This is a genomic window from Allobosea sp. LjRoot9, from assembly GCF_964252745.1.
Taxonomy (GTDB): Bacteria; Pseudomonadota; Alphaproteobacteria; order Rhizobiales; family Beijerinckiaceae; genus Allobosea.
This window is the reverse complement of record NZ_CAXUPC020000001.1, coordinates 434647-456511: the sequence shown is the minus strand read 5'-3', so window position 1 is coordinate 456511 and position 21865 is coordinate 434647. Positions and strand designations below refer to the sequence as shown.

Here is a 21865-nt window from a genome sequence, read left to right as displayed (position 1 = left end):
GAGCAAGATGCGAAAAAGTGGGAACCGGCTTTCGCATTGATCCTGCTCTAACTCCTTGATGAGAGACGGATTCAGATTTCAGATGGGATCACTTCGTAATGCCATCTGAAATCATCCGGCTCCAGGCGTCATCTCACGAAATCGGCAACGGCAAGGCCGGCTTGGCGGCCGGACGCGCGAAGAGGGTCTCATACCAGCGCTGCAGATGCGGCCGCACTGGGCGCTCGACCGGCATGTTCAGCCAGCGATGCGCGCCGCAACCGACCGTGATGTCGGCCATGCCGAAACGCTCGCCCGCGAGAAAGCTCCGCGTCGCCAGATGCGCCTCCAGGATATCCATCTTGGCCTCGGTCTTGGCGATGGAGGCTGCGATCACCTCTGGGTCAGTATGCCCCGGAGCTTTCCGCACCAGCCCCCAGAAGGCCGGCGTCATCGAGGGCTGCAATTCGGAGATCATCCAATCCATCCAGCGGTCGGCCTCCGTGCGCAGCGCCGGATCCTCCTCCCAGATCCAGCCGGCGCCATAGCGCGCTGCCAGGTAGCGCACGATGCTGTTGGATTCCCAGATGCAGACATCGCCGTCTTCCAGCACGGGAATCTGAGCGTTGGGGTTCTTGGCGAGAAAGCTCGGCTCGCGCGTACCGCCGAATGCGCCGCCAAGGTCGATGCGCTCGAAGGTTTGACCAACCTCGCCTGCAGCCCAGACCACCTTCTGCACATTGATGGAGCTGATGCGCCCCCAGATCGTCAGCATGACTACCAGCCCTGTTCTCGTCTTGCCGGCAACTCTCGGGCCAGCGGCCGCAATTGGCAAGGAAGAGGCGAAAGCCCGCCCTGCCCTCAGGCGAATTCCATGATGACGGCGTCGACAGCGAGCGAATCACCCTCCTTCGCCAGGATCTTGGCGATGGTGACGTCCTTCTCGGCGCGCAGCACGTTCTCCATCTTCATGGCTTCGACCATGCAGAGCGCCTCGCCCGCCTTGACCTCCTGGCCGACCGTGACGGAGACCGCCTTGACCAGGCCCGGCATCGGGCAGAGCAGGAACTTGCCGGTGTCGGCCGCGACCTTCTCCGGCATCAGCGCTGCGAGTTCCGCCTCGCGCACCGTGTAGACATGGGCGTTCGCATAGGCGCCGGCATGGCCGAGCGCGACACCGTTGAGGATCGCCCTCACCTGCGCCGCCACGCTCACCCCGTCGAGCGTGCCGCGCCAGACCGGCTCGCCCGGCCGCCAATCGCTGACGACCGTGATGCTGCGCCCGCCGAAGGCGATGACGACGGCGCCGGCCTGCTCCGAGACCTCTCCCTCGAAGCGCCCGGCCCCGAGCTGGACGATGCGCGTGCGGTCGAAAGCGACTTTGCGCCAGCCTTCCATCTGCGCCGAGACATTGCGCTTGCGCTGGTTCAGGCGATGGTCGCAGGCGATCGCGATCGCCGCCATCCGGAGCGCAACCTCGCCCTTGGGCTGCGGCAGCGCAAAGCCGTCTGGGAACTCCTCTGCGATGAAGCCGGTCGAGAGATTGCCGGCGATCCAGCGCGGATGGTGCATCAAGGCCGAGACGAAGGGGATGTTGTGGCGGATGCCATCGATGGCGAAGGCGTCGAGCGCGCGGCCTTGCGCCTCGATCGCAGCCAGCCGCGTCGGCGCATGGGTGACGAGCTTGGCGATCATCGGGTCGTAATAGATCGAGATCTCGCCGCCCTCAAAAACGCCGGTGTCGTTGCGCACCGTAGCATCGCCATCCCGACCTTCCGCAGGCGGGCGATAGGTCACGAGCCGGCCGGTCGAAGGCAGGAAGTTGCGGGTCGGATCCTCCGCATAGACCCTGGATTCCACCGCCCAGCCGTTCAGCTTCACCTGGTCTTGGGTCAGGCGCAGCTTTTCGCCGAAGGCTACGCGGATCATCTCCTCGACGAGATCGACGCCGGTGATCATCTCGGTGACGGGATGCTCGACCTGGAGGCGCGTATTCATCTCGAGGAAGTAGAAGGATTTGTCCTGGCCTGCGACGAACTCGACCGTGCCGGCGGAATCGTAATTCACTGCCTTGGCCAGCGCGACCGCCTGCTCGCCCATCTTGCGGCGCGTCGCCTCGTCGAGCAGCGGCGACGGCGCCTCCTCGACGACCTTCTGGTTGCGGCGCTGGATCGAGCATTCGCGCTCGCCGAGATAGATGACGTTGCCGTGCTTGTCGCCAAGCACCTGGATTTCGATATGGCGGGGATCGACGATGAATTTCTCGACGAAGACGCGGTCGTCGCCGAAGGAGGACGCAGCCTCGGACTTGGCGCGGGCGAAGCCTTCTGCCACCTCACCGGCGGAATAGGCGATGCGCATGCCCTTGCCGCCACCGCCGGCCGAGGCCTTGATCATGACGGGATAGCCGATCTCGTCGGCGATGGTCACCGCATGGGTGGGGTCCTCGATGATGCCGAGATGGCCCGGGACGGTCGAGACCTTGGCGGCAGCGGCGGCCTTCTTCGATTCGATCTTGTCGCCCATCGCGGCGATGGCGCCGGGATTGGGGCCGATGAAGACGATGCCGTTATCCTTCAGCGCCTGGGCGAAAGCCTCGCGCTCGGAGAGGAAACCGTAGCCGGGATGGACGGCCTGCGCGCCGGTCGCCTTGCAGGCGGCGACGATCTTGTCGATCAGCAGATAGGATTGGGCTGCCGCGGGCGGGCCTATATGCACGGCCTCGTCGGCCATCTCGACATGGAGCGCGTCGCGATCGGCATCGGAATAGACCGCGACCGTCTTGATGCCCATGCGGCGCGCCGTTTTGATGACACGGCAGGCGATCTCGCCACGGTTCGCGATCAGGATTTTCGTGAACATCGATGGCGTCTCCCGGCCGTCTCACCAAATCATTGGCCGCCGGGGTTTAGTGAACGCCGCAGCCGGCGTCCATTGATGCAAAAGTTCAGCCGCTGGCAAGCGGTTGTGCGCAGATGGGCTCAGCTCGCCAGCAGCATGCGCTCGGCGCCGAGGCCGCGAAGCTTCTCCGAGCCCTTGCGCAGCGCAAAGCCGATCAGGGCTTCATCGCAGCGTTCCGCCTCACGCACGATCTCGAAAGCGATGCGCTGGGCCGTGGCGCTCGGCCCGTCCCCAGCGCTCAGCGTCGTCACCAGCCAATGTGCCTTGTCACGGTCGATGATCCCCGTCGGGCGGCTTTCCCAGACGGCGTAGTCGACGGTGAGCGTGACCAGGTAATCGGCGAAAGCCGCGCAGGCCTCAGGCACCGCCCGATCGAGCGCGACCAGCACATCGATGATATCGCGTGTCATCACGACATCAGCCAAGATCTCACGCTGAAGCATCTTGACGTCTTCATCGTCGATCACGTGATGATCCATCACGCGATCGACGAATTCACGAAGCTCATGACCAATCATTGTTCAATCCTCGTCCGGCTTTGTTTTATGCCGGTATGTTCCTGTTGCAGGAACACCATGGATCTCCACCCCCCAGCAGGTGGTTAACGCCAAAATCTGAACGGTTATTCAGGTTAAACAGAGCTGATCCGACGTGGTTGCGCAGACGTTACGATCAGCACCGGCTCACGGACCCGCGCGGGCGATGACATCGGCTGGCAGGCATTTGCCCGTCCGCTCGAACGCATAGGGCGAGACGGGCAGAAAGCCGTCATTGTCAGGCGGGCCGGCCTTGCCCTTCGCCAGTTCCAGGAACCCTGCCGTCAACGTGGCCAGCGAGTGCTGCGCAAAGATCGAGCCGCCATCGATCAGATTGAAGCGGATATGCCTGATCTGCGGATCGCAGGCCGAAGGCGGATAGACATTGCGCAGCAGCAGGCGCGGATAGGCCAGGATCTCGCCATGCTCGTAGACGCGCTCGATCTTGAGCCCCCTGGAATTGTCGACACGCTGCTTTGGACCGAGATCGTAATAGCCGGTGACGAAACTCGGATCGAAGGCGAAGACGCGCCGGACGCGGCCGTCGCGATAGGCCGCCTGCTGCGCCAGCCCGCCGCCGAGCGAGTGGCCGATGGCGACGATTTCGGTGCGGCCCCGGCGATAACAGGGATAGCGTTCGACACGGTCGAGGATCGGGCCGACATGGTCCTGCACCTGCTCGTATTGATCGTAGAGCGGCAAAACCCGCGTCAGAGCCCGGAAATTCGAGAGCCAGTCGTCGCGCTGGCTCCGGTCGGTGCCGCGAAAGGCGAGGATCACCTCGCGGCAGAAGCGCGATCCTTGGCGGCCAGATTCTTGGTGGTCAGATCCTGGGCGACCATGCGTCCAGACCTGCAAGCCCAGCCCGTCGAGAATGCGGCCCTTCGGCGACTCGTCCGAGGCGCAATCGCCCTTGCGCCCGCCGAAGCCGAAATCACGACGCGGGCGCGGCGCGCCACGGCAGTCATTGATCAGCGTCTCGGCCAGGGCCCAGGGAGCAAGCCAGGGCCGCGCCAATGTCCCGAAGGCCTGGTCGTCGTCGCGCTGCGCCTCCGCCTCTCTCGACCCGACCGCCACCGGCTTGGCGACGCCGTAGCGCACGTCGTCATAGGCCGCCAGCGAGAGCAGCGCATAGCCGACAACATAAGGAGCCACATCCTTGGCCGGCAGCGCCTTCGCATCCTCGGCGCCGACACGCACGCGCGCATAGTTCTTGTCCTGGACGATCTCGATCGTCCCGCACGCAGCAAGGGCGAGCGCCAGGAGGAGCGCAAGGACAAACGCCGTCGCCAGCTTCCCGACCCGGACCGTCACTCTCGTCATCGCCGCCCCCGCCCTCAACCTAACGTAGCGTTACCGCATGCGCTGGCAAGACTGGAGAGGGCAAGACAGGAGGGGCGAGTTCAGGCAGGCTCCGTTGCCAACGCGTCGAGCAGCCCCGGCAGCTCGGACATCTCGCCCAGCACATGCCGGGCGCCCAACGCGACGAGGCTCGCGGCGGGCTGGAATCCCCAGGACACCGCGATCGGGGTGACGCCGGCGGCGACCGCCATTTCGATGTCGAAGGAACTGTCCCCGACCATCGCGCAACGCTCAGGCTTCGCACCGATCTCGGCCAGCGCCCGCAGGATCATGCCCGGATGCGGCTTGGAGGGCGCGTCGTCGGCAGTCTGGATCGTGGTGAACAACGCGTTCCAGCCATAGCGCTCGATGATGTACTCCGCACCCCGGCGCGACTTGCCGGTGGCGATGCCGAGCTGCAAGCCGGGCCGGGCCGAGAGAACCGAGAGCATCTCGGCGACGCCGGGATAAAGCGGCTCAGCCAGCGCCGGATCGGTCTCGGCCTGATGGCGCATCGCGCCGAACACCTCTCGATAGGTCTGGGTCAGCGCATCATCGGGCTTGTCGAGCCCGGCCAAGCGCATCAGCGCGATGTCGAGCGTCAATCCGACGATACCGAGCCCGGCTTCGCGGCCGGGATGGACGAGCCCATGCCTGGCGAAGGTTTCGTATTGGGCGCCGAGAATGATCGCTTCCGAATCGATCAACGTGCCGTCGAGGTCGAAGATGACGAGATTCATGGCGCGGCTTTAGAGGTTATTATGGACTATGGGAATGATTTGATGAGGTCAAAACGGTGGAGATGGGAGGAGCATTGCGCAGGCGATACCCTTGGTATCGGCAAGCGATGCGACGCTGCAGCTCCATCGTTTTCACCTCACCCGCAGGGCGCGGCGCTTTTGCCAGCGTCAAATCATCCCCACTGTCCATAACAACCTCTGGAGCATGACGCCGAAAACTGGCAACCAGTTTCAACCGGCGTCATGCCCTTGTCCTGCGCGGACTACGCCGCCGCTTTAGGATCTCGATGCAGCCGGGGTCTGCGGCGCGCCGGACTTGGCCTCGCGGGCGCAGCTGTCGACCGCCTTGCGCAGATCATCGCCATCGAGCCCCTTTCCGCGCGCCTCCTTGCGGCAAGCCGCACGCTGGGCGAGATCGGGACGCTTTTCGTTGAAGCAGGCCACGAGCGCAGCCGTGCGGGTGGAGCCCTCGAGCTTGCGGCCGTCGACCTCCTCCTTGCAGGTGGCGCGGGCGGCAGCCGCAGTCGGCTTGCCGTCGCGCGTCACCCCGTCGCGAGCATAAAGCTGCACGCCGGGAAATTTGGCCTGGAGGCAGTCGCGCATCGCCGTGCGCAGATCATCGCCGGAGAGTGCGACATTATCGGCGAGGCATTCCTGCCGCGCCTTGGCGCGAGCTTCGCGCGGCACGGGGTCATCAGAGGTGGTCGCGGCCGAAGCCGCCTGGCGCGGCGCGGGCGCCTGCGCAACAGCCGGAGCAGCGACGCAAAGGGACAGAGACAGGCCAGTGAAGAGAACTGCGAAACGCATCATCGGAGCACCTGCGTAAGAGTGATGGGAACAGAACTAGAACATAGTCCGGTTTGTTCTGCAACTGTTCTCTTACGCTTCGTCAGCATCCCGAACGAAACGGGACCTGCCAGCCCCTACTCGTCGGGCGCGTCGACGATCGGATCGTAGCGCTCATCCTCGAAGCCGAGCAGGTTCCAGGACTGGCGCATATGCGGTGGCAGCGGCGCGCTGACATCGATCGTGCCCTTGCCGCGCGGATGCGGCAGCACGATGCGCCGCGCCAGCAGATGCAGCTTGTTCTGGATGCCGCCGGGCAGTTCCCAGTTCTTGATGTTGAAGTATTTCGGGTCGCCGACGATCGGGTGGCCGATATGGGCGGCATGGGCGCGCAATTGGTGGGTGCGCCCCGTCACCGGCTTCAGTGAGAGCCAGCCGAGCTTCTGCGCCGCGGTCTCGACCACGGCGTAATAGGTCACGGCATGCATCGCGCCGTCGTCGCCATGCTTGGCGACCGCCATGCGCTGATCGCCGTCATAGGCCTCCTCGCGGGCGAGATAGGTCGAGATCCGGCCCTGGCGTACGCGCGGCACACCGGCGACCAGCGCCCAATAGACCTTGCGTGCCGAGCGCGAACGGAAGGTCTTGGCCAAAGTCGCCGCCGCAAAGCGCGATTTCGCGATGACGAGGCAGCCGGCGGTGTCCTTGTCGAGCCGGTGCACCAAGCGCGGCTTCTGGCCGTCCTTGCCCATCATCGCGTCGAGCATCTGGTCGACATGGCGCGTGGTACCCGAGCCGCCCTGCACGGCGAGCCCCGCCGGCTTGTTCAAGACGATGACGTCGTCATCCTCATAGAGCGTGATCGAGCGCAGGAAACCGAGCGTGTCGTCATCGGCCTTGAGCGAGCGCGGCCGCTGCTCCTGCGGTTCGAGCTTGAGCGGCGGGATGCGCACGGTCTGGCCCTCTTCGAGCCGGTCCTTGCTGTCGGCGCGCTTGCCGTTGACGCGCAATTCGCCCTTCCGGACGATGCGCTGAATATGGCTGAAGGAGAGCTGCGGAAACCGGTTTTCCAGAAAGCGGTCGATCCGCATCTCGTTCTCGTCCGCCGTCACCACGAGCTGCTGCACGCCGGTGGCGAGCACCTGCGCCGTCTCCGCCTTGACCTCGGCGCGCGTCGGCGCATCCGTCACCGGCGCCTTGCGTGGCACCGCAGGCTTGCGTGGGCCAGCCGCGCGCGGCAGGGGATGATGCGGAGCCGGGTTGCGCGTCGGCTCGGTGCGGACCACATCCTCTTCCCGCTCCGGCCGAGGCCTGGCCGAAGCCCGCGCCGAACGGCGCGCATCATGGCTCGGGCGCTTGCCTTTTGCTGCTGGTCCCCTGGGCGCGCCCGAGGCCGGCGGCCTGCCCCCGCGCTTCGGGCCGCTGCCCTTGGGGCCGCCGCTCTTGGGACCGCCGCTCTTGGGACCGCCCGGCCCCTTGTTCCCGGTTCTCATGTCAGTCCCCGCATGATCGCAAGGCCGCCGACCAGCGCCGCAAGCGACACCACGACAGAGCCAAGGACATAGGCCGCAGCCAGCATCGCCTCGCCCCGCTCCCAGAGCAGGATCGCGTCGAGCGAGAAGGCGGAAAAGGTGGTGAAGCCGCCCAGGATGCCGGTCGTCAGGAACAGCCGCAGATCCTGCGGCGCGCCCTCGCCGGCCTTGAAAGCGAACCAGCCCGCGACCAGGCCCATCAGGCCAGAGCCGACGATGTTGATCGCGAGTGTGCCATAGGGAAAGCCGGGGCCGACCCATTTGAGCGAAGCGAGATTGACGCCGTGCCGCAGCACGCCGCCGATACCGGCGCCGAGAAAGACGAGGAACGTGGAGATCATCCGTTTCGCATAGAGCGCGAGGCGGCAGCGCACAAACGAAATCGCAGCGGCGTCATCCCGCACGCGCTGCGGCACGCAGTGCTGCTGCGCAGATGCGGGACCGCAATCAGGACAAGACTACTGGCCGCCCATCCGGCCTGAGCCCCAGTGGCCGGCCTCACGGCCGGAATCGAAACCGCGCCAACAGCGGGCGTACATAGAGTTCGACGACGATCGTCAGCACGATGAAGACCAGCGCGATCGCCAAGGCGACGATCCAGTAGCTGATATCGTCCTTCGAGACGAACCAGCCCGCGATCAGCGCGGGAACGATCAGGATAAGGCGCGCGATGAGAGAGAACATGAGAACTCCAGCCGGGATGCCTGAGGCAGGCGTTGTCAGGAACGATAGACCCGGGCCGGTGCGTCACCTTTGCGATCGATCAAGTTGGATCTTCCGCGCTCAGCCCTCGCACGCTCCAGCGGACTGTCGAAGCGCGGACGGTCATCTGATAAAACGCATGAGGGCGTCGGCAGCAAACTCGGCGGCCGCCGCTTCCGTCACCGTCGTTTGCTTCCGGTGCTCGATCGCCTCAATGAGGGAGGCGCGGCGTTCGGCTGTGGAACGACCCACCAGCGATTTGTAGACGATCTGCTGGGCCAGCGAGTTCTCGCATGTTGGACTCAGCAGGAAGGGCAACAATTTGCGTTGCTTGCCACCCGGATCGGCATTGTAAGCAGCTGACCATTCCGCCTGGCATTGATGGGACGCCTCATGATCCGGCGAATAGTCAGAAAATTTTGCGCGCCAATCTCGAAATGTTACATCCCCCGCTCGCGCCGCAGCTTCTCCCAATACTCCAGCCGCTTGCGGATCTCGCGCTCGAAGCCGCGCTCGGGCGGATCATAGAAGCGCTGCCGGCCGAGCGCGTCGGGCCAGTAGTTCTGGCCGGAGAAGGCGTCGGGCGCGTCGTGGTCATAGGAATAGTCCGCGCCGTAGCCTTCTTCCTTCATCAGCTTTGTCGGCGCGTTGAGGATCGTCTTGGGCGGCATCAGCGAGCCGCCCTGCTTGGCCGCCCGGACCGCAGCCTTGTAGGCCATGTAGGCCGCGTTCGATTTCGGCGCGGTGGCGAGGTAGATCACCGCATTGGCGAGCGCGAGCTCGCCCTCGGGCGAGCCGAGCTGCTCATAGGTCTCGGCGGCGGCACGCGCATGCAGCAGCGCCTGCGGATCGGCCATCCCGATATCCTCGACCGCCATCCGCACCAACCGCCGCGCCAGAAAGCGCGGATCCTCGCCGGCATCGAGCATGCGGGCGAAATAGTACAGCGCCGCGTCGGGGTCGGAGCCGCGGATCGTCTTGTGCAGGGCCGAGATCAGATTGTAGTGGCCGTCCTGCGCCTTGTCATAGATCGGCGCGCGGCGCTGGATGACCTCGGCCAGCCCCGCCTCGTCGAAGATCTCGTCGGGCTTGGCGGCGCGCCAGAGCTCCTCGGCCAGCGTCAGCACGGCGCGCCCGTCGCCATCGGCGAAGCGGGCCAGCGCCAGCCGCGCCTCCGGCGTCAACGGCAAGGACCGGTTTTCCAGAAGCTCGGCCCGGCCGAGCAGGAAGAGCAGCGAGCCCTCGTCCAGCGACTTGAAGGTCAGCACCCGGGCGCGCGACAAAAGCGCGGCGTTGAGCGCGAAGGACGGGTTCTCGGTGGTCGCCCCGACCAGCGTGATCGTGCCGTCCTCCATCACCGGCAGGAAGGCGTCGAGCTGGGCGCGGTTGAAGCGATGGATCTCGTCGACGAAGAGCAAGGTACCCTTGCCGCCGAACCGGCGTCCCCGCGCCAGCTCGAACACCTTCTTCAGGTCGGCGATGCCGGAGAAGATCGCGCTGATCTGCTCGAAGCCGAGATCGACCTGACCCGCGAGCAGGCGCGCGACGGTGGTCTTGCCGGTGCCGGGCGGGCCCCAGAAGATCAGGCTGCCCAGCGAGCCGGAGGCGACGAGCCGCGTCAGCGCCCCGTCATGCCCGGTCAGATGCTCCTGCCCTGCGACCTCCGCCAGCGTCGTCGGGCGCAGGCGGTCGGCGAGCGGGCGCGGTCCGGACTTGTCCAGCCCGGAGGCGGCGAAGAGATCGCTCACCCGGGGAAGACCGAGGTCACGGTCTGGCCGCCGCGCGAGATCGTCACTTCCCAGGCGCGCTTGCGCTCCTTGGTGGCGTTCTCGATATCCCGCGACGTCGCCATCCGCTCGCCGTTGAGGGCCTGGATGATGTCGCCCTTCTGGAAGCCGACGCGCGCTGCCACGCTGCCCTCCTCGATCTCGCTGACGGCGACGCCCTCGGTCGCGGCATCGATCGAAAGCTCCTCGGAGACGGCCGGCGACAGGTTCATCACCGTGAGCCCGGTCAAAGGCGAGCGCCCCGCCAGCACGACGGCGTCGCGCGGGCGGGTTTCCGGCGCCGGGATCAGCTTGACCGGCAGCGTCAATCGCTTGCCGCCGCGCAGCACGGTCAGCCCGGTCGTGCCGTTGAGCGGGCGGGTAGCGAAGCGATAGCCGAAGGCCTCGGGATCATCGACCCCGACCCCGTCGATCGCCAGGATCACGTCGGAGCGGCGCAGGCCTGCTTCAGCGGCCGGTCCTTTCTCGACCACGCTGGCGACGACGGAACCCGCCGGCCGGTCGAGCCCGAGCCCGTCGGCGACATCGGCCGTCAAGGCCTGGAGCCGGGCTCCGAACCAGGGCCTGCGCACCGTCGTCGCGCCCGCCCGCGCGCTCTCGACCACGACGCGCACCATGGCAGAGGGGATGGCGAAACCGATGCCGATGCTGCCGCCCGAGCGCGAGAAGATCGCGGTGTTGATGCCGACGACACGGCCTTGCATGTCGACCAATGCGCCACCGGAATTACCGGGATTGATCGCGGCGTCCGTCTGGATGAAGGATTGCGCGTCGCCGACACCGATCTGCGTGCGCGCCAGCGCCGAGACGATGCCTTGCGTCACCGTCTGGCCGACGCCGAAGGGGTTGCCGATCGCCAACACCAAATCGCCGATCTCGACCTTGTCGGAATCGGCCAACTCGATCGCGGCGAGATCCTTGACGCCCTTGAGTTTCAACACGGCGAGATCGGTACGCGGATCACGCAGCAGGATCGTCGCCTCGACCTCGCGCTTGTCGGCGAAGGCGACCTTGACCTCGCTCATGCCCTCGATGACGTGGTTGTTGGTGACGACGAGGCCCGAGGCGTCGACCACGACGCCGGAGCCGAGCGAACGCTGCACGCGCTCCTGCGGCACGCCGAAGCCGCGATCGCCGAAGAAACGGCGGAAGAACGGATCGTCCATGAAGGGGTTGCGCGGCTGCTTCTCGACGCGCGCACCATAGACGTTGACGACGCTCGCCACGCTTTGGCGCACGATCGGCGCGAACGAGAGCGTGATCTGCTGGCGGGTCTCGGGGGCCTGTTTCGGCTGGGCCTGGACGGCGCTCTCCATCGCCACCGCCATCAGCAAGGCGAGCGGTACGGCAAGGTGGATGGGTCTCGAACGGCCTGGCATCAACGCCTCCTCTGCAGCGCCTCAACAGCGCTGGCCGAGAAATAGGCCGGCCGGCTCAGCTTTTCCAGCGTCTCACGACGCAATGAGGCGCAGATGCCCTGCCTCACTTGTCCTGCAGCAGCAAGCGGTAGCGCTCGATCTCGCCGGGCACGAAGCCTGCGACGAAGGCAGGCGTCACCTCCTCGGCCGTGGGCGGAACCGAGGAGAGCTCCTTGAATCGACCTTGCAGCGTCTGGCTCGAGAGCGCTGTTTTCAAAGCCTCATTCAGCTTGGCGATGATCGGCTGCGGCGTGTTCTTCGGGGCAAACAGCGCGTTCCAGCCCTGCGCCTCGAAGGCCGGCAGACCGGCCTCCTTCGAGGTCGGAACATCGGGCAGGCTCGCAAGCCGTCCCGGCGTCGCCACCGCCAGGGCCTTCACCTTCTTGCTTTCGACAGCGCCGTACAGGGATGTCGCCGCATCGCAGACACCGTCGATCTGCCCGCCCATCAGGTCGTTCAGCGCCGGCCCTGCGCCTCGATAGCTGACCAGCGCCACATCGACGCCGGCCGCCTTCACGAAATTGCGGCAGATCAGATAATTCGACGAGCCGACGCCGGCATGGCCGAGGCTGACCTTGCCCGGATTGGCCTTGGCGTAGGCGACAAACTCCATCAGGTCCTTGGCCGGGAAATCGAGCTTCAGCGCGATCATCGGCGAGGTCTTGGCGACAAGGCCGATCGGCGCGAAATCGGCATTGGTGTATTTGAGGTCGGGATAGATCGTATAGGAGGCGGCATTGGTGCCGCTATTGCCGATCACGATCGTGTAGCCGTCCGGCTCGGCGCGGGAGGCACGCGTCAGGGCCGTCGCCCCGCCTGCCCCGCCCATATTCTCCATCACGATGCGCTGCCCGAGCACGCGCCCCATCTCGTCGCCGACAAGCCGCGCGATGACGTCCGACGAGCCGCCCGCCGCGAAGGGCACGATCATGGTGATCGGCTTGGAAGGGTAGCTGTCTTGCGCGGCGGCAGGCGCCGACACCGACAGCACGGCAGCCAGGGCAGAGATGGAGGCGATCGACTTCAGCATGTTTCTCTCCCAGCGTGCGCCTTGTAAGGCAGGCCTTCGTGCAGGCTAGAGCCGGATGACTTCAGATGGAATCACGAAGTGATCCCATCTGAAGTCTGAATCCGTCTCTCATCTAAGAGTGAGAGCAGGATGCGAAAAACCGGTTCCCACTTTTTCGCATCCTGCTCTCGCGCACCCCTCGATGGAACGAAACGCGTTTCCCGTTTCCCCCGCCGAGTCCTTGGCGGGTTAGCCCCTCAACGCAGCGGCCGCGCCGGATTGCCCACCACGGTCGCACCTGTTGCAACGTCGCGCGTGACCACGCTGCCCGCGCCGATGATCGCGTCGTCGCCGATCGTGACGCCGGGGAGGATCAGCGCGCCGCCTCCGATCCAGACATTGCGGCCGATCGTGACGGGACGCCCGAACTCCAGCCCAGCCTCGCGCTGCGCAGGGTCGCGCGGATGATCGGCGGTCAGGATCTGGACGCCAGGCCCGATTTGCGTCCGGTCGCCGATCGTCACGGCGACGACATCGAGAATCACGCAGTTGAAGTTCAGGAAGACGCCTGCGCCCACATTGATGTTGAAGCCATAATCGCAATGAAAGGGTGGGCGGATGGTACTACCCTCGCCTACGGCGGCCAGGCGCTCCGCCAGCAGCATACGGCGCTCTCGCGTCGGCGTCGCGAGCGCCGCGTTGTAGCGCACCAACCAGTCCCGGGTTGCCGCAAGCGCGGCCTGCAGCTCGGCGTCACCGGCATCGTAGAGCTCGCCGGCCAGCATCTTGTCTTTCTCGCTTCGCTCCATAAGCTCGCTGTCCTTCTCATTGCGCCGCGCTACGGGATCGAACGAAGCCTATGGAAACGAAAAAGGGCGGCCCGAAGACTGACCCTCAGGGAGCCGACACACATGTCCGGGCGACTTGGAATGACTTCCATGCAACGCTGTGATGGTCCGGTCCTCTGCCTTCCGCCTCGATGACCTCGACCGTGTGACCAGCCTTTCGAAGTCGCTCAACCCAATCGAGCTGTAATGCAAAAGGCGTATTCTGATCCTTGGGATCGCCAACGACGATGAGACGACGCGATGGATCGCGCACGATAGCGTCGATGTGGTTGACGCTCTCATAGGCATCGCAATAGCCAGTCACGTCGCATCCCGGACGGGACCGTTGGCCGAGCAACTGACGACGAAACTCGGCCCTGGCGTTAACCGCATAGACGCCTGCACCCATGACCGCGCAGGCAATGTTCGTAGCGCCAAGCGTGAGTACCGCGCCAATTGCGGCACTGCCGCCTGATTGGCCCACCAGCACGACCTTCGAAACTCGGTAGCGTTCGCGCAGAACCTCTATCGCAGCGGCAATGCTATGAAACTCCTTGGCACGACGTCGCTGCTTATGATCGCCCGACGACCCGTAGACGCCGGGCCTTGCGAGCAGAACATAGGTGACACTCGGCTTGAAGGATTGTCGGCGCATGCCGCGAACCAGAGTTTCGGGCGTGATGGTCTCGTAGTTGCCGATCGGCTTCTTCCCGCTCAGATGGTCGCCATGCAGGAATATGACCAAGGCCCCCGGCCCGGACTGATCCTGCTTCGGTACGGGATGAGAGCTATAAGTCGCCAGGCATTCCGTCCCAAGCTTGTGCACGACCCAGATAGAGCCCTCACGCTCGGCGCATTGCCCTTGGTTGGCCTGGGTGCCCTCCACAAGATCGCGTATGGAAAACGGCGGCGAAGGATCGCCCAGCTGCTGCGCCACCCCATCAATGGTCGAACAGAGCAGCACGAAGCTCGTAATGAGAGAAGCTCGGAGGAGCCCCAGGAAAGACAGGGCGTCACCGTTGCGTGAACCCGAGCCATGATGCCGCATTCACTCCCCCAAATCCGGACAACAAAAAAGGGTGGCCCGAGGGCCACCCTTCCGAAATCTATCATCTGACCAAACGGCTCAGGCCGCCTCGTCTTCCGCCGTGAAGACCGGACCGGAATCCTTGCCCTTGGCGTCGACATCGCGATCGACGAACTCAATCACTGCCAGCGGAGCATTGTCGCCGAAGCGGAAGCCCGCCTTCATGATGCGCAGATAGCCGCCATTGCGCTCCTTGTAGCGCGGGCCCAGCACCGCGAAGAGCTTGCCGACCAGAGCGACGTCCTTGATCTGCGCGATCGCCTGGCGGCGGGCATGCAGATCGCCGCGCTTGGCGAGCGTGATCAGCTTCTCGACGACCGGACGCAGATCCTTGGCCTTCGGCAGCGTGGTGGTGATCTGCTCGTGCTTGATCAGGGCCTGGGACATGTTGGCGAACATCGCCTTGCGATGCTCGACCGAGCGGTTGAAACGACGACCGCGGAAACCGTGACGCATTTGGCTCTCCTATCGATTACGGCCGCCGTGCCACGGTACGGCCGTTCTTTATGCTCCGGCGCTTATGCGCCGTGCGAATGGCGCAGGCGGATGCCTGCGCCGACTTGCTCAGTAATGCTCCTCGAAGCGCTTCGCGAGCTCTTCGATGTTCTCCGGCGGCCAGCCGGTGACGTCCATGCCGAGGTGGAGGCCCATGGTGGCGAGCACTTCCTTGATCTCGTTCAGCGACTTGCGGCCGAAGTTCGGGGTGCGCAGCATCTCGCCCTCCGACTTCTGGATCAGGTCGCCGATATAGACGATGTTGTCGTTCTTCAGGCAGTTCGCCGAACGCACCGACAGCTCGAGCTCGTCGACCTTCTTGAGCAGCGCCGGGTTGAAGGGCAGCTGCGGCGCGGTCGAGACGGCCTCTTCCTTGCGCGGCTCCTCGAAGGTGATGAAGACGGCGAGCTGGTCCTGCAGGATGCGGGCGGCCAGCGCCAGCGCGTCCTCGGGGGTGACCGAGCCGTTGGTCTCGATCTGCAGGGTCAGCATGTCGCGGTCGAGGTTCTGGCCCTCACGGGTGTTCTCGACGCGGTAGGAGACCTTCTTGACCGGCGAATACAGGCTGTCGACCGGGATCAGACCGATCGGCGCATCTTCCGGGCGGTTCTGCTCGGAGGGGACATAGCCCTTGCCAGTGTTGACGGTGAACTCCATGCGGATCTCGGAGCCCTCGTCCAGCGTGCAGAGCACGAGGTCGGGGTTCAGGATCGACACGTCGCCGATGGTGTTGATGTCGCCGGCGGTGACGGTGCCGGGGCCCGTCTTGCGCAGGGTCATGCGCTTGGGGCCTTCGCCCTGCATCTTGACCGCGATCGCCTTGATGTTGAGGACGATGTCGGTGACGTCCTCGCGCACGCCGGGGATCGAGGAGAATTCATGCAGCACGCCGTCGATCTGGACGGCGGTGACGGCCGCGCCCTGGAGCGAGGACAGCAGCACGCGACGCAGCGCGTTGCCGAGCGTCATGCCGAAGCCGCGCTCCAGCGGGCGCGCGATCACGGTGGCGTGACGCTTCGGGTCGTCGCCGACCTTGATTTCGAGCTTGTTGGGCTTTGACAGATCCTGCCAGTTCTTGCTGATCACGACCGCACTCCTGGTGCTTGAATTCAATGGCGGCGGCGGGCCGCCCCGGACAGGCGCCCGCCGGTGCGGGCGCCAGAGAGTCGAGAGCTAAAGCATGATGCCAAAAACCGGTTTCCGCTTTCCGGCATCATGCTCTGGATCAGGTATCAGACGCGACGGCGCTTGCGCGGGCGGCAACCGTTATGCGGGATCGGCGTCACGTCGCGGATCGAGGTCACGGTGAAGCCGGCAGCCTGCAGAGCGCGCAGCGCCGACTCACGGCCCGAACCCGGACCGGTGACTTCGACTTCCAGCGTACGCATGCCGTGCTCGGCAGCCTTACGGGCGGCGTCCTCAGCGGCAACCTGGGCGGCATAGGGGGTCGACTTACGCGAGCCCTTGAAGCCCATCGTGCCGGCAGACGACCACGAGATCGTGTTGCCCTGTGCGTCGGTGATGGTGATCATGGTGTTGTTGAACGAGGCGTTCACATGGGCGACGCCGGAGACGATGTTCTTACGTTCGCGGCGACGAACGCGTTGGGCTTCCTTGGCCATAGGTCTTTCATCCTTCGAGCGCGCCCGTCATGCCAGGCGCTGGGGAGTAGAAAGGCAGTCGGCAATCGGCAGTCGGCAATCGCTTACGACTGCCCACTGCCCACGACCTACTGCCCGGAAATCACTTCTTCTTGCCGGCGATCGGCTTCGCCTTGCCCTTGCGGGTGCGGGCGTTGGTGTGCGTGCGCTGGCCACGAACCGGCAGCGAGCGGCGATGGCGCAGGCCGCGATAGCAGCCGAGATCCATCAGACGCTTGATGTTCATCGAGACTTCACGGCGCAGATCGCCCTCGACGAGGTAGTCGCGGTCGATCGTCTCGCGGATCTGCAGGACTTCGGCGTCGGTCAGCTGGTTGACCCGGCGCTCATCGGCGATGCCGACCTTGGAGCAGATCTCCTTGGCCTTCTGGGCGCCGATGCCGTGGATGTACTGCAAGCCGATGACGACGCGCTTGCCGGTGGGAATGTTGACGCCCGCAATACGAGCCATGGTCTCTTCTCCATGTCGGCCGAGGCGCCCGATGGCGCGCCGGCGGTGAAAAATAACCTCGCGCCGGTGGAGGCCGGCCTCTGCGAGGCGTTGAAACGGTCACATGCGCAAACGCGACGCCGTCCCCTCTTACGAAGGTGTCGGCATCGCTGCATGAAACCGGAAGTGGGGTCGTTAGTCGCTTGGGCGCAACGAGTCAACCCGCCGCGACCAAGAATCGTGCCAAAGCAAAAATCAGTATCCCGCCAAGGCCTTCTCGATCGCCGCAGTCACGGCGTCGATCGGCTGCATGCCGTCGATATCGGTCAGTTGCCCACGCTTGGCGTAATAGGGCGCGACGACCGCGGTATCGCGATTATAGGCCTCGAGCCGGGTCTTGAAGACCTCCGGGTCGTCGTCCTTGCGCACCGGCTGCCCGGCCGCCCTCGCCTCTTCGGCGCGCTTGACGATGCGGTCGACGAGCTTGGTCTGGTCGACCTTGAGCTCCAGCACCTTGTCGAGCTTGAGCCCCTTGGACTCCAGCATGGCATCGAGCGCCTCGGCCTGCGCCAGCGTGCGCGGGAAGCCGTCGAGGATGAACCCCTTCTTGGCGTCCGCATGCTCGATTCGCTCGGCAACGATGCCGATGACGATGTCGTCCGAAACCAGCGCGCCGGAATCCATCACCGACTTCGCCTTGATGCCGATCGGCGTACCGGCCGCGACGGCCGCACGCAGCATGTCGCCCGTGGAAAGCTGAGGAATGCCGTGCGCTTCGACGATACGCGCCGCTTGAGTGCCCTTACCCGCCCCCGGCGGCCCCAAGAAAATCAATCGCATCAGCGCTTCGCCCCTCGCAGCTTGGCCTTCTTGACCAGCCCCTCATACTGATGGGCCAGCAAATGTCCGTGAACCTGCGCCACGGTATCCATCGTCGTCGTCACCACGATCAGCAGCGACGTGCCGCCCAGGAGAATGATCGGTATCTGGGCATAGGTGATCATGAACTCGGGGATAAGGCAGACGATAGTCAAATAGCCGGCTCCGAGCACGGTGATGCGCGTCAGCACGCGGTCGATATGCTCGGCGGTGCGCTCGCCCGGGCGGATGCCGGGCATGAAGCCGCCATGCTTCTTGAGATTGTCGGCCGTCTCCACCGGATTGAACACGATCGCGGTGTAGAAAAAGCAGAAGAAGATGATCAGCGCCGCATAGAGGAACATGAACAGCGGCCGGCCATGGGCCAGATAGGTCGCGATCACCGACAGGAAGCCCGTGCCGCCCGAAGCCTGCGAGAAGCTCGCGATCGTGGTCGGCAGCAGCAGCAGCGAGGACGCGAAGATCGGCGGAATCACGCCGGCCGTGTTGAGCTTCAGCGGCAGGAACGAGGTCTGGCCCTCATACATCCGGTTGCCGACCTGGCGCTTGGGATAGTTGATCAGGAGCCGGCGCTGGGCGCGCTCCATGAAGACGCAGAAGGCGATGACGCAGATCGCCATCACCAGGATCAGCAGCAGCAGGCCGGTCGAGATCGCGCCCTGGCGGCCGAGTTCGAGGGTCTGGGCGAGCTGCGACGGGAACTCGGCGATGATGCCCGAGAAGATGATCATCGAGGTGCCATTGCCGATGCCGCGGCTGGTGATCTGCTCGCCGAGCCAGAGCAGGAACATCGTGCCGCCGACCAGCGTGATCGTGGTCGAGAGCAGGAAGAACGGACCCGGCTCCAGCACGAGATTGCCTGAGCCCTGCAGGCCGACGCCGATGCCATAGGCCTGGAAGACCGCGAGAACCAGCGTCAGGTAGCGCGTGTACTGGTTCAGGACCTTGCGGCCCTGCTCGCCTTCCTTCTTCAGCGCCTCGAAGGTCGGGATCACGCTGGAGAGCAGCTGCACGATGATCGAGGCCGAGATGTACGGCATGATCGCAAGCGCGAAGATCGCAAGCCGGCCGACCGCGCCGCCGGAAAACATGTTGAACAGGCCAAGCACGCCGGACTGGGACTGCTTGAACAGATCCGAGACCGCGTCGGGATTCATGCCGGGCAGCGGGATATAGGTGCCGAGCCGGTAGATGATCAGCGCGCCGAGCGTGAACCAGATGCGTTTCTTCAGCTCATCCGCCTTGGCGAACGCGCCGAAATTCAGGTTTGAAGCAAGCTGTTCAGCCGCCGATGCCATGCGTCCGGTCCTTGGATGGTATCATAAACAGTCAAACGGCGGCCTGGGCTTCGGGCCCGGCCGCCGTTCGCAAACGCTCATGTAAGAGCTTGGCTCACGCCTGTGAAGCGGCAGGCGCCAGGATCTTCACCGAACCGCCGGCCTTCTCGATGGCGGCGACCGCCGACTTCGACGCACCGGCCACCTCGAAGGCGAGCTTCGCCTTGAGTTCGCCGACGCCCAGGATCTTGACGCCGTCGGTCGCCTGACGGGTGATCACGCCGGCGGCGACGAGCGCCTCGATCGTGACCGCACCCTTGGCGTCGAGCTTGCCGGCTTCGACTGCCTGCTGGATCCGGCCGAGATTGACCTCGTTCAGATCCTTGGAGAACAGGTTGTGGAAGCCACGCTTGGGCAGGCGGCGATAGAGCGGCATCTGGCCGCCTTCGAAGCCCTTGACCGCCACGCCGGCACGAGCCTTCTGGCCCTTGACGCCGCGTCCGCCGGTCTTGCCCTTGCCGGAGCCGATACCGCGGCCGACACGGATACGCGACTTGTGCGCGCCTTCGTTGTCACGAATGTCTGTGAGTTTCATCGAACGATTCCCCTCACTTCACGTCGATGACGCGGACGAGGTGCCTGACCTTGTCGATCATGCCACGCACGGAGGGCGTGTCGACCAGGGTCGAGCGCCGGCGGATCTTGTTCAGGCCGAGACCGATCAGGGTCTGGCGCTGCGAAGCCTCGCGGCGGATCGGGCTACCGATCTGCTCGACGACGACGGTGGTTTCAGCTTTTGCCATGATCCCACCCTCACACTTCGGCCGCGGCATCGGTGCCAGCATCGCGACGACGCGTCTGCAGGGCCGAAACCTTCAGGGACCGACGCGCGGCGACGCCGCGCGGGCTGTCCTCGTTCTTCAGCGCGTCGAACGTCGCGCGGACGAGGTTGTAGGGGTTCGAGGAGCCGAGCGACTTCGACACCACGTCCTGCATGCCGACCGCTTCGAAGACGGCGCGCATCGGGCCGCCGGCGATGATGCCGGTACCGGCCGGGGCAGCGCGCAGCACGACCTTGCCAGCGCCGTGACGGCCCTGCACATCGTGATGGAGCGTGCGGCCTTCGCGCAGCGGGATGCGGACGAGACCGCGCTTGGCGGCTTCAGTCGCCTTGCGGATCGCCTCCGGCACTTCGCGGGCCTTGCCATGGCCGAAGCCGACGCGGCCCTTCTGATCGCCGACGACGACGAGCGCGGCGAAGCCGAAGCGACGCCCACCCTTCACCACCTTGGCGACGCGGTTGATGTGGACCAGCTTGTCCACGAATTCCGAATCGCGCTCTTCGCGATCGCGGTCACGAGGTTCTCTCGCCATTTTAGTCCTCTTACTTGCGCGGACGACGCTCCAAGGCGTTCGCCGCTCGCTCGAGCGTTCCGGATGGAACGACGTTGAAGCGTGCCCTGCGAGAGTGGATTCCACATCTCGCAGGGCACGCTCAGTTCTTCAATCTGGCGCAAATGCCGTTCGTCCAGCTGTTTCCAGCCGAACGAAGCCGCGTCAGAAGTTCAGGCCGCCCTCGCGAGCCGCCTCGGCCAGCGCCTTGACGCGGCCGTGATACATGTAGGAACCGCGATCGAAGACCACGTCCTTCACGCCCGCCTTGACGGCGCGCTCGGCAATCAGCTTGCCGATCGCGGACGCGGCCTCGACATTCGCACCCGACTTGATGTCGGCGCGGATGTCCTTGTCCAGCGACGAAGCCGAAGCGAGGGTGACCCCCTTCGTGTCGTCGATGACCTGGGCGTAGATCTGCTTGCCGGTGCGGTGCACCGACAGGCGAGCGCGGCCATTGGCGACCGCCTTGATGGCGCGACGGACGCGAGCCCGACGGCGCGCAGTGTTTTCTGTCTGCTTGCTGCTCATGGCGCTTACTTCTTCTTCCCTTCCTTGCGGAAGATGAATTCGCCGGCGTACTTGACGCCCTTGCCCTTATAGGGCTCGGGGCCGCGATAATCGCGGATCTCGGCGGCGGTCTGGCCGACCACCTGCTTATCGATGCCGGTGATCACGATTTCGGTCGGCTTCGGCGTGACGATCGCGACACCTTCCGGGATCGGATAATCAATGTCGTGGCTGTAGCCGAGCGACAGCTTGAGCACCTTGCCATTGACGGCGGCCTTGTAGCCGACGCCGTTGATCTCGAGCTTCTTCTCGAAACCCGTGGTGACGCCCAGCACCAGATTGGCGACACGAGCACGCGAGGTGCCCCAGAGCGAACGGGCGCGCTTGGTCTGCGAGCGCGGCTGGACGGCGATGGCACCATTATCCATGGCGACCGAAACGTCCTCCGGCACCTCGAAGGAGAGTTCCCCCTTCGAGCCCTTGATCTTGACGAGCTGGCCGGCGACGTTGGCGGTGACGCCAGCGGGAACCGGAACAGGCTTCTTACCGATACGAGACATTGGATTTCTCCTGAAA

At 65.0% G+C, this 21865-nt stretch carries 26 protein-coding genes; all 26 read right to left on the bottom strand.

Annotation, left to right across the window (positions count from 1 at the left end):
- Positions 1-133 precede the first annotated feature (133 nt).
- Positions 134-754, bottom strand: coding sequence for a glutathione S-transferase family protein (locus ACSQ3P_RS02255; RefSeq protein ID WP_436164034.1), 621 nt, complete (start codon positions 752-754; stop codon positions 134-136).
- Between the two features lie 86 nt (positions 755-840).
- On the bottom strand, positions 841-2841 hold the full coding sequence (locus tag ACSQ3P_RS02250; protein ID WP_436164033.1) for an acetyl-CoA carboxylase biotin carboxylase subunit: 2001 nt from the start codon (positions 2839-2841) through the stop codon (positions 841-843).
- Between the two features lie 119 nt (positions 2842-2960).
- The gene (locus ACSQ3P_RS02245) at positions 2961-3347 is read right to left on the bottom strand and encodes a hypothetical protein (protein WP_139221373.1); all 387 of its coding nucleotides are present in this window, start codon (positions 3345-3347) and stop codon (positions 2961-2963) included.
- Between the two features lie 216 nt (positions 3348-3563).
- The gene (locus ACSQ3P_RS02240; protein WP_436164032.1) at positions 3564-4739 is read right to left on the bottom strand and encodes a lipase; all 1176 of its coding nucleotides are present in this window, start codon (positions 4737-4739) and stop codon (positions 3564-3566) included.
- Between the two features lie 80 nt (positions 4740-4819).
- Positions 4820-5497 (bottom strand): HAD family hydrolase, encoded by a 678-nt coding sequence (locus ACSQ3P_RS02235; protein ID WP_436164031.1) that lies wholly within the window; start codon positions 5495-5497, stop codon positions 4820-4822.
- A 276-nt stretch (positions 5498-5773) separates the two neighbouring features.
- On the bottom strand, positions 5774-6304 hold the full coding sequence (locus ACSQ3P_RS02230) for a hypothetical protein (protein ID WP_436164030.1): 531 nt from the start codon (positions 6302-6304) through the stop codon (positions 5774-5776).
- Between the two features lie 116 nt (positions 6305-6420).
- Positions 6421-7776, bottom strand: a complete 1356-nt coding sequence (locus ACSQ3P_RS02225) for an RluA family pseudouridine synthase (protein WP_436164029.1) — start codon at positions 7774-7776, stop codon at positions 6421-6423.
- Positions 7773-8156 carry a fluoride efflux transporter CrcB gene (gene crcB / locus ACSQ3P_RS02220; protein ID WP_436164028.1) on the bottom strand — a complete coding sequence of 128 codons (384 nt, stop codon included), beginning with the start codon at positions 8154-8156 and terminating at the stop codon, positions 7773-7775. Before crcB ends, ACSQ3P_RS02225 begins: the two co-directional genes overlap by 4 nt.
- A 157-nt stretch (positions 8157-8313) precedes the next feature.
- Entirely contained in the window at positions 8314-8499 is a 186-nt protein-coding gene (locus ACSQ3P_RS02215; RefSeq protein WP_436164027.1) for a hypothetical protein, read from the bottom strand.
- Positions 8500-8640: 141 nt separating this feature from the next.
- Positions 8641-8991 carry a hypothetical protein gene (locus tag ACSQ3P_RS02210; RefSeq protein WP_436164026.1) on the bottom strand — a complete coding sequence of 117 codons (351 nt, stop codon included), beginning with the start codon at positions 8989-8991 and terminating at the stop codon, positions 8641-8643.
- Complete coding sequence (locus ACSQ3P_RS02205) at positions 8958-10265, bottom strand: replication-associated recombination protein A (protein WP_436164025.1); 1308 nt, start codon at positions 10263-10265, stop codon at positions 8958-8960. Before ACSQ3P_RS02205 ends, ACSQ3P_RS02210 begins: the two co-directional genes overlap by 34 nt.
- On the bottom strand, positions 10262-11683 hold the full coding sequence (locus ACSQ3P_RS02200) for a Do family serine endopeptidase (protein WP_436164024.1): 1422 nt from the start codon (positions 11681-11683) through the stop codon (positions 10262-10264). Before ACSQ3P_RS02200 ends, ACSQ3P_RS02205 begins: the two co-directional genes overlap by 4 nt.
- A gap of 103 nt (positions 11684-11786) precedes the next feature.
- A complete protein-coding gene (locus ACSQ3P_RS02195) occupies positions 11787-12752 on the bottom strand; it encodes a tripartite tricarboxylate transporter substrate-binding protein (RefSeq protein ID WP_436164023.1) in 966 nt (321 codons plus the stop codon).
- A gap of 236 nt (positions 12753-12988) precedes the next feature.
- Positions 12989-13540 (bottom strand): sugar O-acetyltransferase, encoded by a 552-nt coding sequence (locus ACSQ3P_RS02190; RefSeq protein WP_436164022.1) that lies wholly within the window; start codon positions 13538-13540, stop codon positions 12989-12991.
- An 85-nt stretch (positions 13541-13625) separates the two neighbouring features.
- Entirely contained in the window at positions 13626-14606 is a 981-nt protein-coding gene (locus ACSQ3P_RS02185) for an alpha/beta hydrolase family protein (RefSeq protein ID WP_436164021.1), read from the bottom strand.
- A 78-nt stretch (positions 14607-14684) separates the two neighbouring features.
- On the bottom strand, positions 14685-15101 hold the full coding sequence (rplQ, locus tag ACSQ3P_RS02180; RefSeq protein WP_056714466.1) for a 50S ribosomal protein L17: 417 nt from the start codon (positions 15099-15101) through the stop codon (positions 14685-14687).
- Positions 15102-15209: 108 nt separating this feature from the next.
- Entirely contained in the window at positions 15210-16226 is a 1017-nt protein-coding gene (locus ACSQ3P_RS02175) for a DNA-directed RNA polymerase subunit alpha (protein WP_311914705.1), read from the bottom strand.
- 146 nt (positions 16227-16372) lie between these two features.
- Positions 16373-16762 (bottom strand): 30S ribosomal protein S11, encoded by a 390-nt coding sequence (rpsK, locus tag ACSQ3P_RS02170; protein WP_043237079.1) that lies wholly within the window; start codon positions 16760-16762, stop codon positions 16373-16375.
- A 121-nt stretch (positions 16763-16883) separates the two neighbouring features.
- Positions 16884-17252 carry a 30S ribosomal protein S13 gene (gene rpsM, locus ACSQ3P_RS02165; RefSeq protein ID WP_069692134.1) on the bottom strand — a complete coding sequence of 123 codons (369 nt, stop codon included), beginning with the start codon at positions 17250-17252 and terminating at the stop codon, positions 16884-16886.
- 234 nt (positions 17253-17486) lie between these two features.
- Positions 17487-18071, bottom strand: a complete 585-nt coding sequence (locus ACSQ3P_RS02160; RefSeq protein WP_436164020.1) for an adenylate kinase — start codon at positions 18069-18071, stop codon at positions 17487-17489.
- Positions 18071-19408: a preprotein translocase subunit SecY gene (gene secY, locus ACSQ3P_RS02155; protein ID WP_103717384.1), complete on the bottom strand. Its 1338-nt coding sequence runs from the start codon at positions 19406-19408 to the stop codon at positions 18071-18073. The genes ACSQ3P_RS02160 and secY overlap by 1 nt, the downstream gene beginning before the upstream one ends.
- Before the next feature lie 94 nt (positions 19409-19502).
- Positions 19503-19982, bottom strand: coding sequence for a 50S ribosomal protein L15 (gene rplO, locus ACSQ3P_RS02150; RefSeq protein WP_092177800.1), 480 nt, complete (start codon positions 19980-19982; stop codon positions 19503-19505).
- 13 nt (positions 19983-19995) lie between these two features.
- On the bottom strand, positions 19996-20190 hold the full coding sequence (gene rpmD, locus ACSQ3P_RS02145; RefSeq protein ID WP_069692138.1) for a 50S ribosomal protein L30: 195 nt from the start codon (positions 20188-20190) through the stop codon (positions 19996-19998).
- Positions 20191-20200: 10 nt separating this feature from the next.
- Positions 20201-20761 carry a 30S ribosomal protein S5 gene (rpsE, locus tag ACSQ3P_RS02140; protein WP_069692139.1) on the bottom strand — a complete coding sequence of 187 codons (561 nt, stop codon included), beginning with the start codon at positions 20759-20761 and terminating at the stop codon, positions 20201-20203.
- 183 nt (positions 20762-20944) lie between these two features.
- Entirely contained in the window at positions 20945-21310 is a 366-nt protein-coding gene (gene rplR / locus ACSQ3P_RS02135; protein WP_436164019.1) for a 50S ribosomal protein L18, read from the bottom strand.
- Between the two features lie 5 nt (positions 21311-21315).
- Positions 21316-21849: a 50S ribosomal protein L6 gene (gene rplF / locus ACSQ3P_RS02130; protein WP_069692141.1), complete on the bottom strand. Its 534-nt coding sequence runs from the start codon at positions 21847-21849 to the stop codon at positions 21316-21318.
- Positions 21850-21865 lie beyond the last annotated feature (16 nt).